The sequence below is a fragment of the Nostoc sp. genome (genome assembly GCF_036917675.1).
GTDB lineage: Bacteria > Cyanobacteriota > Cyanobacteriia > Cyanobacteriales > Nostocaceae > Nostoc.
On the sequence record NZ_JBALCT010000074.1, the window covers coordinates 39,292 to 53,819 of the forward strand.

At 43.0% G+C, this 14,528-nt stretch carries 6 protein-coding genes and 1 pseudogene; 5 read left to right on the forward strand and 2 right to left on the reverse strand.

Features of this window, described 5'->3' with window-relative positions:
• The first annotated feature begins 86 nt into the window (after nucleotides 1–86).
• Entirely contained in the window at nucleotides 87–1,766 is a 1,680-nt protein-coding gene (locus tag V7K31_RS29785; protein WP_335099826.1) for a transglutaminase family protein, read from the forward strand.
• A gap of 429 nt (nucleotides 1,767–2,195) precedes the next feature.
• On the opposite strand, the gene V7K31_RS29790 is transcribed toward V7K31_RS29785, so the two are convergent.
• Nucleotides 2,196–2,825 (reverse strand): DUF4126 domain-containing protein, encoded by a 630-nt coding sequence (locus tag V7K31_RS29790; RefSeq protein ID WP_335099829.1) that lies wholly within the window; start codon nucleotides 2,823–2,825, stop codon nucleotides 2,196–2,198.
• Between the two features lie 515 nt (nucleotides 2,826–3,340).
• Nucleotides 3,341–3,763: pseudogene (locus V7K31_RS29795) on the reverse strand (DUF488 family protein).
• A gap of 218 nt (nucleotides 3,764–3,981) precedes the next feature.
• Between V7K31_RS29795 and metH the strand changes: the two are divergent.
• The 4 genes from metH to hpsB all read left to right on the forward strand — a co-directional run bounded on the left by metH (nucleotide 3,982) and on the right by hpsB (nucleotide 14,473).
• Nucleotides 3,982–7,512 (forward strand): methionine synthase, encoded by a 3,531-nt coding sequence (gene metH / locus V7K31_RS29800; RefSeq protein ID WP_335099832.1) that lies wholly within the window; start codon nucleotides 3,982–3,984, stop codon nucleotides 7,510–7,512.
• A gap of 251 nt (nucleotides 7,513–7,763) precedes the next feature.
• On the forward strand, nucleotides 7,764–8,132 hold the full coding sequence (locus V7K31_RS29805; protein WP_335099835.1) for an endonuclease domain-containing protein: 369 nt from the start codon (nucleotides 7,764–7,766) through the stop codon (nucleotides 8,130–8,132).
• A 782-nt stretch (nucleotides 8,133–8,914) separates the two neighbouring features.
• On the forward strand, nucleotides 8,915–13,711 hold the full coding sequence (gene hpsA, locus V7K31_RS29810) for a hormogonium polysaccharide biosynthesis protein HpsA (RefSeq protein WP_335099837.1): 4,797 nt from the start codon (nucleotides 8,915–8,917) through the stop codon (nucleotides 13,709–13,711).
• A 27-nt stretch (nucleotides 13,712–13,738) separates the two neighbouring features.
• On the forward strand, nucleotides 13,739–14,473 hold the full coding sequence (hpsB, locus tag V7K31_RS29815; protein ID WP_335099840.1) for a hormogonium polysaccharide secretion pseudopilin HpsB: 735 nt from the start codon (nucleotides 13,739–13,741) through the stop codon (nucleotides 14,471–14,473).
• Nucleotides 14,474–14,528: the final 55 nt, after the last annotated feature.

Sequence of the window (14,528 nt, forward strand, 5' to 3'; positions counted from 1 at the left end):
TTGGCGTAACGGCGGTTAAAACCGCTTGAGTCATGTTTCCTTCCCTACCTAAAGGTGAGGGGTTTTTACACTTCCCACAAGGTTTTATGAGTTTTGCACTCCCCACTTTGACCGCAAGCCACGCAAGCCAGATGTTTGGGCAAAAAACAATTCGACCGCTTACTGCTGCTAGCCTGTGTGGCATTACTTTCATTCAAGATCGACTGATTGCTATTGACAGTTTTAAAGGGCATCTACTGGAGATTGATCCCACTTCTGACAACAGCAAAATTCTCAATCCCCATCAAGTTAAAGAATTTACCGATGTCACTGGTCTAGCCGCGTGGTCAGATACCCTCTGGGTCAGCCGAGAAAATACTGTTTACTTTTGCAAGCTCAATGCTTTGGATTTAGAAGATTTTGTAACATTGCCTTATCCGGCTGACGGCGTTGCTGTTTGGGAAACAGCAGTTTATGTCAGCTGCCAAAAGCTGGGTTACATTCTGATTTTTGACCGCGAAACCCGAAAAGAGATTACCAGATTTTATGCCCCAGGCGTTGGGATAGAGAATTTGGCAGTGACTCAGGAAATGCTGTGGATTTGCGATCGCACTGAACAATCAGTTTACGCGATGGATCGGGCGACAGGAGAACTTCAATTTAGTGTTTTGACACCCTTTGAATGTCCCACAGGCATAGCGATACATAAAAATGCCGAAACAGGCAAAGAAAGTATTTACGTCGCTTATGCCTCAGAGGAGGCTTATATTCGGGACAACCCAAATGCTGATCCGAGTTATGAGCTAACATTCCGCGATCGCACTTTTATTCACCCTTTGTATTATCATTATCAGCCAGATAAGCGCTACGCCCTCTCTAATGGCTATCTCATTGAAATGTCCTATGCTGAGGAAATTGCCCCCTTAGACGAGGTTTATTTACCTGATGTGGAATGGCGCATCGCCCTACCATCGGAAACTGAGCGTCAAAAGGTGAAACACGTTGAACCCATTGGTATACCCTTTACCGAAGAAGTGATAGAGGGGCAACGTGTAGCAGTCTTTAAATTTGATTCTCTTGCCCCAGGAGAGCGGCATATATTTGGCTGGAAAGCACTTTTAGAAGTTCGAGGTATTAAGTATCGCATCACACCCAGAGATGTGGAAAATATACCTGAACTTTCCCCAGAATTACAAACACGCTACTTAGTGGATGACGACGATTTAGCAATGGATACTCCCATTGTTCGCCGTGCTGCCAGAGAAGCGATTGGTTCTGAAACCAATGTGCTGCGGAAAATGCACAGCATCCGCAACTACGTCTATGATCAGTTATCCTACGGTATTAAACCTTACATTGACGCGCCAGATACAGTTTTAGAACGGGGCGTTGGTTCCTGTGGCGAATATGTCGGCGTCTTACTTGCCCTATCTCGTTTAAATGGTATCCCCTGTCGCACTGTAGGTAGGTATAAATGTCCTGCCCATAGTGACTTACAAGGTGTGCCGCTACAACCCGACTTTAATCATGTTTGGCTGGAGTTCTACGTTCAGAATTTTGGCTGGTTGCCAATGGAATCAAATCCTGACGATGTGAGTGAAGGTGGGCCTTATCCGACGCGCTTTTTTATGGGCTTATGCTGGTATCACATTGAAATTGGCAAAGGTATTACCTTTGAAACTGTGACAAGTCAAGGTGCGCGGCTAACGAAAGAAGATATCCCCATTGGCGATTTGGCGATTAATCATATTCGGTTTACAATTCTTAAAGAATTGCCGCCCTTTTGAATTTATTCCATTTATTTAGCCAAATTATACTTTTTAATTAGCTTCTGGTTTTCAGGCTGATTGAGCCAGTCTTCTAGAGCCTCAGCGATACTATCGCTGAGGTTTTTTTCTTTGAGAGTAGGACTACCTTAAAATAGCGATGTCTACGATGGTCACTGAGCTTGCCGTACCACTTCTCTACGAGACGCTCCGCGAACGTGGAAGCAAGCTACGCGCAGCGTCTCGCAGAGAAGTGCGGGCGTAGCTGCGGCACCAGCAACGCTACAGGCGATCGTCCATTCTACCTAAAAGCTTGCATCAATCCCAACAACCCCCTCAGAATGAATTAAGTAGAATAGTAGAAGATGCCGTACTCTCGGCGCTAACACACCCGAAGACTATGACCACCTTATAATAGCGATCGCAGTTCTGAAACAAATCCATAAGTACTTATCCCAATTCTCTTGATGGAGAGACGGTTTCGTTAGTTTGAGAAGACGGTTTATTGAAGAAGAAACTCCAGATTCTTTGAATAGCTATTATTAGAAAACCAATCACAATCGTTCCTGCTACCAGTGGTAAAGCTAGCGCCAGCACAGACAGTCCGATTGCCATGACTAACTCAATCGTTGACACAACTGGATTGGTTAATCCACCTGAAACGCCTGTAGAACTTATCCGCAATGTATTCATTAATCCCTTAGTTAATCCTGCGGTTCCACCACCTGCAATTAAAGCTAACGTCCATTGCACCAGTGGATTCATCTCTGGAGCAACAGATGCTGTTACGATTGTCCCGGCGATAAATGCCGCAGGTGTGGCAACAATATCCAGCAGATGATCTAACCAAGGAATGTAATAACCGATAATTTCCAGCAAACAAGCGACTGCAAATACAATTACGGCTTGAGGTGTTTCCAGCCAATCAAAGTGAGTCGGCAAATCAAAATGTCCAAAAACTGAAGCCACACTCAATGCTAGCAGTGGTACAAATACTCTGAAGCCAGCCGCCGCACTCAAACTAATCCCCAGTAATAATTCAATAAATGTATTTAGGTTGAACAAAGAAATTAAATCCATAGTAAGACTCAAGTTATACTTCTGGTGTTTTTTCCATCTTTGAGCAGAACGGAGTGACAACTCTAAGTTGTGATCTCAAGATAAGAAACTTGATGAAAATATTTCATCTGACTATGTGTAGAATCAGTGAAACCTCACCTCTGTCAATGGGCAATGCCCATTGGTGTTAACTTAACGTGAAAGCCTTTCTAGAAGCAGCTTTTAGATTGTCTCGTTAAGAGTCTCCGACTGGGAATGCCGTTCTTGAGGCTCCGCCTCCCTTGCTGGCGGCTCTGCCGCCAGCAACAGCGTTTCCAGCCTCTGGCTGGAAACGAAATTTTAAAAGGCTTTTAGCTTAAGTTGACACCTATGGGCAATGCCATACCCATATGATAAATCTATAATATTGCCCACCTGATAATAGCGATGTCTACGACGGGCGTAGCTGCGGCACCACCAACGCTACAGGCGAGCGTCTGTTGTGAAATGAGATTTATTAAACACTCTTCCCTAAGTATCGAGAAAATTTTAGATTACTACTCTAAATGCTTAACAGGTATTAATACCAAGTTTCCCAAGCAATCAGCAACTTCTTTCCGATGACAGCGATTCGGATTCATTTCAGCACACAACAGTAAAACATTACTCGTTTGAGCAACTTGTGCAATTTCATGTAGAGCTTTATCTGCTTCTTCTTGATTTACTGGAATCCAATTTTATTTACCAGATGTATTACCTAGAGCGGTTTTAGAAATATACTCAATATTATTTAATTCACAGAAGATTTTAATTTTGTCGCCGTACCATTTACGACTCCAAGCACGAGGAACCATTCTCACATCAACAACACATTCGACATCAAACTTTTGCAGGTATTCCAAGAAGGCATCGTAGTCTTTGCGATTGCCATATCCGAAGGTAAATATGCATCTTGTTTTAGCAATATCTTTAATCTTCATTTTTAATTCCTGGAACAATCAATGCAATTAAAATTTTCTTTCTTTCCTTAGAACAACCTCTATATGAAGTAGCTAATTAAGTGATATTATAGATACATTACTACTTTCAGTATGGTATCAAAGTTTTTCCATTACATACTGCCGAAACTTCCAAAATTTTGGAAAATAATAAAGTAAGTCGAATATTATACGACTGACCCAAATTCTTCTAGGAAAATATGACTCATCCTTTCCTTGAACGCCTGCGTAGTCCAGATAGCCCAGTCCTCGTTTTCGACGGGGCTATGGGAACCAACCTGCAAACCCAAAACCTGACTGCTGAAGACTTCGGCGGACCACAGTATGAAGGTTGTAATGAATACTTAGTCCACACCAAACCGGAAGCTGTCGCTAAGGTTCACCGCGACTTTCTCGCGGCTGGTGCTGATGTCATTGAAACCGATACCTTTGGCAGTACGTCCCTGGTGCTGGCAGAATATGATTTGGCAGACCAAGCATATTACCTCAGCAGGACAGCCGCAGAATTGGCGAAGCGTGTGGCTGCGGAATTTTCCACGCCAGAAAAACCCCGATTTGTGGCAGGTTCCATCGGCCCGACAACTAAACTTCCTACCTTGGGACATATTGACTTTGACACCATGAAAGCTACTTTTGCTGAACAAGCAGAAGCGCTGTGGGATGGTGGTGTCGATTTGTTTCTGGTGGAAACTTGCCAAGATGTGCTGCAAATTAAAGCGGCGCTGAATGGCATTGAAGAAGTGTTTGCCAAAAAAGGCGATCGCCGACCGTTGATGGTATCTGTGACAATGGAAAGCATGGGTACAATGTTGGTTGGTTCAGAAATCAGTGCTGTACTGACAATTTTGGCACCTTATCCAATTGATATTCTCGGTTTGAATTGCGCCACTGGCCCAGACTTGATGAAACCACATATCAAGTATTTGGCAGAACATTCACCTTTTATCGTTTCCTGTATTCCCAACGCGGGTTTACCTGAGAACGTCGGCGGTCAAGCGCACTACCGCCTGACACCGTTGGAATTACGGATGTCGCTGATGCATTTTGTTGAAGATTTGGGTGTCCAAGTGATTGGGGGTTGCTGTGGGACGCGTCCAGAACACATTCAACAATTGGCAGAACTTGCTAAAGACTTGAAGCCAAAAGTTAGACACCCAAGTTTAGAACCCGCAGCAGCATCAATTTACACTACTCAGCCCTACGACCAAGATAATTCCTTCTTGATTGTCGGCGAACGTCTCAACGCCAGTGGTTCCAAGAAGTGCCGCGATTTGCTAAATGCGGAAGATTGGGATGGACTCGTTTCAATGGCGAGGGCGCAGGTAAAAGAAGGCGCACATATCCTTGATGTGAACGTGGATTATGTGGGACGCGACGGCGTGCGGGATATGCACGAATTAGTTTCGCGCATTGTTAATAATGTGACATTACCTTTAATGCTTGACTCCACCGAATGGGAAAAGATGGAGGCGGGTTTAAAGGTTGCCGGTGGTAAGTGTTTGCTGAACTCCACCAACTACGAAGATGGGGAACCGCGCTTTTTGAAAGTGCTGGAGTTAGCGAAGAAATACGGTGCTGGTGTAATCATTGGTACTATCGATGAAGATGGGATGGCGCGGACAGCAGACAAAAAGTTTGCGATCGCCCAACGCGCATACCGTCAAGCTGTAGAATATGGCATACCTGCCACAGAAATATTCTTTGATACTCTAGCGTTACCAATTTCCACCGGGATTGAAGAAGACCGAGAAAACGGCAAAGCCACAATTGAATCTATCCGGCGCATTCGTCAAGGATTGCCTGGAAGTCATGTGATTTTGGGTGTTTCCAATATTTCCTTTGGTTTAAATCCAGCGTCGCGGATGGTGCTGAACTCAGTGTTTTTGCACGAGGCGACAACGGCGGGAATGGATGCAGCCATTGTCAGCGCCAACAAGATTTTACCGCTTTCTAAGATTGAGGAACGCCATCAAGAAATCTGTCGCCAGTTGATTTATGACGAGCGGAAATTTGAGGGTAAGGTCTGCGTTTATGATCCCTTAGGAGAGCTTACCACAGTATTTGCCGGGGTGACAACAAAACGCGATCGCTCCTTAGATGAAAATCTCCCCATCCCAGAACGTCTCAAGCGCCATATTATCGATGGCGAACGCATTGGCTTAGAAGAACATCTCACAAAAGCTTTAGAAGAATATCCCCCCTTAGAAATTATCAACACCTTCCTGCTAGATGGCATGAAAGTTGTCGGCGAATTATTCGGTTCTGGACAAATGCAGCTACCCTTCGTCTTACAATCTGCGGAAACCATGAAAGCGGCGGTAGCGTATTTAGAACCATTCATGGAAAAATCTGAATCTGGCAACAATGGTAAGGGAAGCTTTATCATTGCCACAGTCAAAGGCGATGTCCACGACATTGGTAAAAACTTGGTGGATATTATCTTATCCAACAACGGTTACAAGGTGATTAACCTGGGAATTAAACAGCCGGTGGAAAACATTATCAAAGCTTACGAACAGCACAAAGCTGATTGTATTGCCATGAGTGGTTTGCTGGTAAAATCCACCGCCTTCATGAAAGAGAACTTGGAGATATTCAACGAAAAGGGAATTAGTGTCCCTGTGATATTAGGTGGCGCAGCGTTGACTCCCAAATTTGTGTATGAAGATTGCCAAAAAACCTACAAAGGCAAAGTTGTTTATGGCAAAGATGCCTTTTCTGACTTGCACTTCATGGATAAATTAATGCCAGCAAAGGCCGCTGGAAACTGGGAAGATTTGCAGGGATTTTTGGATGAAGTCGAAATTGCTGAAGTTTCGACTAATGGTAAGAAAGAATCAGTAACAACAACTGCCGAAAAAACAGCATCTGCTGAACGAAAAGAAGTAGATACAAGACGTTCTGATGCAGTATCGATAGATATTGAACGCCCAACACCGCCTTTCTGGGGAACGCAGTTATTGCAGCCTAGTGATATTCCCATTGAGGAGATATTTTGGCACTTGGATTTACAAGCTTTGATTGCTGGACAGTGGCAATTCCGCAAGCCAAAGGAACAATCTAAGGAAGAATATCAGGCTTTCTTAGCTGAGAAAGTTTACCCAGTTTTAGAAACTTGGAAACAACGGATTATTGAGGAGAATTTGTTGCATCCCCAAGTGATTTATGGCTATTTCCCTTGTCAGTCTGAGGGAAATTCTCTACATATATATGACTCAGAGAACCAATCACAACAGATTGCAACTTTCGAGTTTCCCAGACAAAAATCGTTAAGGCGGCTGTGCATAGCAGATTACTTTGCATCGAAGGAGTCGGGAATTATTGATGTCTTCCCGATGCAGGCGGTGACTGTAGGGGAGATTGCAACAGAGTTTGCTCAAAAGCTGTTTGCTGCCAATCAATATACAGATTACCTATATTTCCACGGTATGGCGGTGCAGGTGGCGGAGGCTGTGGCAGAATGGACACACGCCAGAATTCGGCGAGAGTTAGGTTTTACTGCCCAAGAACCGGACAATATTCGGGATATATTGGCACAACGCTATCGTGGCTCACGGTATAGCTTTGGGTATCCAGCTTGCCCGAATATCCAAGACCAGTATAAGCAACTGGAGTTATTGCAGACTGACAGAATTAAATTGTATATGGATGAAAGTGAACAACTTTATCCAGAACAGTCTACCACTGCGATTATTGCTTACCATCCCCTAGCAAAATACTTCAGCGCCTAATCCATATTCCCCTCTCCTTAATAAGGAGAGGGGTGCCCGAAGGGCGGGGTGAGGTTATTATCTTGTGAACAACTTCAGCCCCTAATCCATATTCCCTTCTCCTTAATAAGGAGAGGGGTGCCCGAAGGGCGGGGTGAGGTTCTTATCTTGTCAACAATTCAATCAAGGCTGAATAAACATTTACAGTTATCGCTTTACCTCACCCTAACCCTCTCCTTATAAAGGAGAGGGGACTGGAATTGGAAATAAAAATGACTAAACTTTATAACAAAAATAGTGAAATAGAAAAAAGGCGACTATTACGCCAAAATATCACAAAAGCCGAGAAACTTCTTTGGGATAAAATAAGAGATAGACAGCTAGAAAACTGCAAATTTCGCAGACAATATAGTGTTGATAAGTTTGTTATGGATTTTTATAGTTCTGAATTCAAGTTAGCTATAGAAATTGATGGTGAAAGCCATTTTCAAGAAGGTGCTGCTGAATCCGATAAGGCAAGACAACAATTTATTGAATCAGCAGGAATTAAGTTTATTAGATTTACGAATAATGATGTGTATGCTAATTTGTCTGGGGTGCTGGAAAGTATTGCTCAGAATATAAGAAATTTAAGGGGATAGTAGTTGAACCTCACCCCCAGCCCCTCTCCTTATTAAGGAGAGGGGAGCAGGATTAAACCTAAATGATAAAAATAATTAATATAACAAATTATCACCAAAATCAGGTGGGAGCATCTCAGTTTTGCAAATATACCAGATTCTTGCTCCCTCTCCTTACCAAGGAGAGGGTTGGGGTGAGGTTTTACAAGGAGATTCTTGCTCCCTCTCCTTAGTAAGGAGAGGGTTGGGGTGAGGTTCTACAAGGCTTTTTACACTCATTAAGATGTTCCCAATCAGGCTTGATACCAAGTGCGCGTAGCTGCTCTGCTAAACGTTCAGCCCGTCGCCTTTCTTGTGGGTAAAGTCTCGTGTAGCCGCGACTTCCAGTTGCCCAGCGAATCTGAGCCGAACCTCTGATTATTTTGCATCCAACTGATATCTTTTCTTTAACAGGTGGGTATTATAAGCCTACTCTGGTAACAACATCTTCATAAAGATACATCAAAACAAAATATATTTCCGCAATTATACTGTGATGCCATGCTTTTATTATTTCTGGAATTGGATTAAATAATTCTCAAAAAATCAGTATTTACCGGATAAGATAAACAATTCATAAATGATATAACTTTAATAAATTCTCTTTTGTTTTAGCTACTTGATTTGAAAGTTAGTAAAACCAGATGCAGTAGTTACATAAATATAGTTTCATCCTTTGCCTAAAAAGTTAATTTCTAGGCACAATCACCAATTTTGATAAAAAATCAAAAATCCGCTAAAAACCACTTGACAGGGAAGCAGCTATGTCTCGTAAACGTCAGCTATTCAAGGTAATTCAAAAAACCTTTGGACAAATTAGCAAGCAGTTTTTATCTGCAATTAACAAGCAAATTATTTGGCTCCTACGAGCTATTTCTGGCACTCGAAGAAGACGCGGGTCTGAGAATGCTGGGTTTTTGTTGCCGACAGTGGCGATGGTTAGTTTGGTAGTCGTGCTGTTAACAACTGCAATTTTGTTTAGGTCTTTTGAGCGCTCTAAAAACGCTAGTAATGTCCGGGTAAATCAGGCTGTGCTTAACGCCGCTACCCCAGCAATTGATCGCGCCAGAGCAAAATTAGACAAGCTATTTGATGACCGCCGACTGCCACGAGCCACACCTTCAGATATAGTTTTAGAGAGTACCTTCAAAAATAATTTGAATGAATATACCTTTGGAGATGAAACTCAACTAAATCTGAATTATACCGATCCAAATGCAACACCAACCGTTCAAGCAGCACTACCAACTGCATGGATGTTCCCTGTTGATACAAATAACAATGGGAAATTTGACACCTATACTCTTTATGGAATTTACTTCCGAACTCCGCCGATAACTGGTGGCACATATAGCCGCGTTAGAAATCCTCTAGAGGCGAGAACACCGCCCATGACCTCTGGTAGTGTAAGCACTGGTTGTCAAGATACTTTGGGAACAAGTGCTAGTTTGGTAGGGAATACGGGCTGGATTAATATTGCTAGTAAGCTGAAAAAAAGCTTTTTTGTCTACACTGCTAATGTTCCCATCACTAACCCACCAGCGACTGGAAGTGATGCAGGTAAATACGAAACTTTCCAAGGGAATAAAGGTTTTTCAGGTTTAGAATATCAACAAGACCGTATACAATTACCGCTAGTTAATAATGCGGTGGTTTATGACGATGATATAGAACTTACCCCTGGTCCTGCATTTAACCTAAATGGACGGATTTTAACTAATAGTAACTTCCTGACCGGTAGTAATTTTCAAACTGTTACACTTTATCAGGTTAGTAGTGAAAATTCCTGTTTTTACGATGATGACAATGCCAAAATTGTTGTAGGTGGCAATTTATCAGGAGGTGCTTTCACGGCTGATGGTGATTACAGCAACACTACTGGAGTGCATTTATTCCAAGGGCAAGGAGTTGATCCTAATCTAACTCTTGGTGTTACAGCTAACAAATCAATTAGTCCTGAAACACCGAAGAATATTGCCTACAATAGTTTAGCTTATGTACAGCGCATCAATCTTTTGGTGCAAGCACAGATGGCTAACGCTGCATCTAGTGACCCACAGGAAGCCCAAGATGGTATTGCACAGCAACTAAAAGTATTAAATCTAACTACTTCCACTGCCTCTACAGCGCAACAAACTACTATCCGTAATAATCAGCTACAACTTTACTTTAAAAAACGTACCCGTCGTGTACCTTATGGTGAAGTTGCTTTTGGTGTAGATGCAACGACGATAGGAACTGATAACAATGGGGCTGCTATTACTACTACTAACGTGCTACAAGAAAGTGGTAATTCACTGCGTCCACAAGACTCTTGGGTTTATCCCTTTAAACCCAGTGATGGGCAAACTAAGACTAATTACGCCAATTTAACACTTAACACTGCTAGTTCTACTAAGCTGCTACCTAGTGCCACAGAAACAACTACGCAACAAAAACTAGGTAAAGAACAATACGTTGGCGATCGCATTTTGCTTGGTAATAACCTACCTGCATTATGGTGGAACACGGCGACATCGACATTTATTGGTTCAGATAGCACAGATACCCAAGATATTACAGGTATTAACTGGGACAACGGAACTGGAACTCGCAATCGCCGCAGTCGTGTACAGCAACTGGCTGATTTAGGAACTGTTGACCGAGATGGAGACTGGGAATCAGCAGCTGCTACATTACCAAGTACTCCCCAAGATTCTGTAGGTGGCTTGCGGGTTGTTACTGGTGCAGGGATTTATTTACCTCAAGGTTATACTGTTGGTAGTACCCAAGCTCTTTTGAACACAGCTTTAAACCCAGCTGCTGGTGGTACAAATAGAATTTGGTCAGATATGATGCCCGTGCCTAATGGTATTGCCATTAATGCTGATAAATCAATCCAAGATACCAAAAATAGCAACATATATTTACCAATAATTACTCCTACTCCTCCTACTAATCCTCTTACTCCTCCGCCTGTTCCGCCTTATACGCCGTATTTACGGATGCGGGCTACAGCTGTTTATCACTACCAAGCGAATAACTACAATGCGACAACCCCTAAACCTATTGCTTGTATAAGTAGCTTTTACGACCCTACAAATAGCACTACAGCTAAAAACCTTGCATCTCTTCCATATAACAACATTACGGGTGGCAACTCCCATAATGGTATTGTCTACGCAGCTCCAACAAAGGCTGTTTCTGACTATTCAGCTTTACTAAATTACCAAGCTAATTTAATGTATCCCAATGGGCGGTTGGTGAATGAAGTACTGAAAACCGCTCTGCCAAAAACAGCTTCCTCTCGGACACTCTCAGAGCAGTCTGCTATTCATGCTGCTATTTGTGCCATCCAAATATTAGACGGTACTATCGGCTCTCCAGATAGTACTGTTATCCCTCACGGCGCAATTTACGAAACTGCTTTTTTAGATGCGAGACAGGTTAAGGCAATTCATAAAGATGTGCAAATAGATGCAAGTGGTAACATCATCCCAGGTAGAGAGACATTCACCAACGCTGATGGAGATGGAACCGGGACAGTAGCACAAGTACCAGATGCATCTGCTGGTTCCACGGCTCCAGACTATGAACTCGCCAAAGAAACCCGCCAACCTCTGGAAATTCGCGCCACTGTATTAGACATTAATCTGTTGCGAACAACAACTTATGGCACTGGCACTGGTAGTGGCACAACAGCAACACAAGAATACTTAATTCCCAATAGCGGTATTATTTACGCTACTCGTGATGATGCACTTTTAGATTTAAGTGCCAGTTCTAGTAGTGGCATAGATACACAAAAAACAAAAAGCCCTGTAGACTTCAAACTTGACCCAACTCGCCGTCCCAACGCCATCATGTTAATCAATGGCAACCCAATCTGGCGTGTTCTGGGTTTCAGAGATGCAGAAAAAGGCTTCATTTTAGCCTCTAACTTGCCTGTATATATTAAAGGCGACTTTAATAAACATACCCAAGAAGAGTTTAATACAGCTCTAGCTAGTGATTTGGGCAATTTCTACTCTCGATCAGACCGTAATACTCAATTTGCCTGTCGTAAAAATGACACTCGGCTACCAGGTAAGTGTCTGCCAGATGGGGATGCATGGCGACCTGCCAGCGTGTTGTCAGATGCGATCACACTTCTTTCTAATAACTTCAAGTTGGGCAACCGCAGCGATGGAGACTATGACCTAAATAATAACTTGGGCGATACTAATTCGATTACCGCATTTCAGAATAATGGGTTTGCTACCAACAACACTAATGTCGTCAATGCTCTCTGGTATGACCCTACCAATACCTCTAATAATGTCTATCCTGTTGCCACTATAAACAGTTCTTACTTCAATAACTTTGTTACACCCATCCAGCGAAGGAGAACTGCCCCAGAGTATTTAATGGAAGTATGTCCGAAACTACCTGTTTCAGCTTGTGATCCGGGGACTGATTGGTGGGTAAGAATACCCGCTGATGGTGGTCTAAAAGCGTCTGATGTTATCGCCTCGACATTTGACATTGCTACGCACAAGGCTGGTACGACAGCAGTGCTACCCGATGCTAGTTATCTGAGCTATCCTCGCCGTGTTGCCTTTCAGCGTGCTACAACTTCAAATACTGTACCTATTCTACCCCCAGCAACGCCGCCACTATATTATACACATGGAGAACTTAAGCTTGCTGGCTATTTACCTGCAATTATAGGGCTAACATCTTCCGGAGGCACTAAAACCATAAAATCATTCCCATTGAATGTGGGTAGTTTTAGTGGCACTGATAGACCTACTTCTCAATCGAATGCTCTATGGTTTCTAACAACACAGCTAGATACTGAGGTACCTAATAATGATGATTATCGCCCAAAACTACTTTCAGCACCAGCATTTACTGATGATACAGCAACATTTACTGCTGGTACAAAAACTCAACCAGCTTTGTCGCCAATGTTACAAATTAAAGTAGCTTTCGGCACTAATAGAAATGAATCACCAACATCAAACGCAGGCAAATTGGGTCCTGGCGGTGACAATCAGGATACTAACTGGGGCTGGTTACAACAAGCATCAACTACTGGTACCACTTTTAACTTAGTCGCAGCAGGGGGAGATACCCCAGCTCGTCCTACAGAAGATAATGGTGGTTTACACAACTTTGTCCGCTTCTTGGAAAATTGGAACCCAACTACAAGCTCGACAGCCAATGCTTTTGCAGCTAAAATTAATGGCTCTTTTATCCAAAGAACTCGTAGTGTCTATGCTACTGCACCATATGTAGCATACTTAAATGGCTCATCTCTTAAAGGATATCCGATCGGTAATGCTAGTGGTCAAGTACCTTTTTACCTATCTCCTTTACGGCAGTGGGGTTATGATGTCGCCTTGCTGTCGCAATCGCCAGACGCATTTTCGCAAAAGTTAGCGATAACGCCAGATGACAAACCCAATGAGTACTTCCGGGAAGTTGGCCGAGATGACGCATGGGTGCAAACGTTGTTATGTGCAAAAGACACAAAAGGAACCGTTAGTATAAGTGATGATACTGCTATTAATGCTATCGATCAAGCTCAATGCCCATAATAAAATTTCAGAAGCTGGTGATTAGCAATGATTAAGCACAAACAACAAATCCACCCTTCTGGTGAGTCTGGTTTTACGATCATTGAGTCGTTGGTAGCACTACTCGTAGTTGCTATTTTACTAACAGCGATCGCGCCTGTAATAGTTCTGGCAACAGCAACGCGAGTTCAGTCTCGACGGGTGGAACTGGCAACCCAAGCGGCAAAAACATTCATTGATGGCATCAGAACTGGAGCAATTACAGCGCCAAGTGCAGTCACTACACTTGCTGCTCCTACATCAACTGCGGCCAGACGCATTTCAGATGTAGCTGCTGTAGCTGCTGTAGCTGCTACAGGAAGTACACCAGCTACAGTAGCTACAGCAGCCGTAACAGGTAGACCACAAGACTATTTAATTAACACTACAAATATGGCTGCTCCTACATCAGCAACTGGTTTGTATTGTTTTAACCAGAATGGCACTATTAGTACTACAGATTGTTCAAGCAATCAGTTTTACATTCAGGCTGGTCGAATTGTCCAAAGTACTGGGGTAAACGATGGCTATCGTCTGGGAATTAGGGTTTATCGAGCAGATGCTGACTTTCCCTTAATAGCCAGCACTGTTAATACTAAATACACACAAACACCTTTCACTAGTGGATTGGGTAGCCGCAAAGCACCATTAATTGAAATGACAACCGACGTTGGCAACAGTACCACTACATTTCAGGCTTTATGTCAGCGCCTGGGTACTGCAACAAATCAAAGTTGCCAATAAAAAACTGGGCAAGTTCATATTATACGAGCGATCGCTATTTATGCGAGCGATCGCT